Genomic DNA, 291 nt, shown 5'->3' with positions numbered 1-291 from the left:
GTCGAGCACCATGTCTTCGCCGATGCCGGGGGTGCGGATCGATTCGGACCGGGTGCGCGCCTGCGGGGAGAGGTCCTCCCAGCGCATCGGTTTGATGATGCTCTCGAAGAGTGCGAGACCGAGCACTCGCTCAGGGTGGCGGGCGGCCCAATCACAGGCGAGCGCGCCGCCCCAGTCGTGGCCGACCAGGACGACCCGGTCGAGGCCGAGGGTGTCGAACCAGGCGTCGAGGTAGCGGGCGTGCTCAGCGAAGCTGTAGCCGATATCGGGTTTGCCCGATGCGCCCATGCC

General features: G+C 68.7%; 1 protein-coding gene. It reads right to left on the bottom strand.

Translation table 11 applies throughout. From position 1 onward, the window contains the following. On the bottom strand, positions 1-291 hold a 291-nt coding region (locus GV790_RS29855; RefSeq protein ID WP_163818155.1), incomplete at both ends, for an alpha/beta fold hydrolase.

This window comes from Nocardia cyriacigeorgica (assembly GCF_010858045.1).
Taxonomy (GTDB): domain Bacteria; phylum Actinomycetota; class Actinomycetes; order Mycobacteriales; family Mycobacteriaceae; genus Nocardia; species Nocardia cyriacigeorgica_E.
Note: the sequence above shows the minus strand (reverse complement) of the source record. Positions and strands in the feature narration are given on the sequence as shown.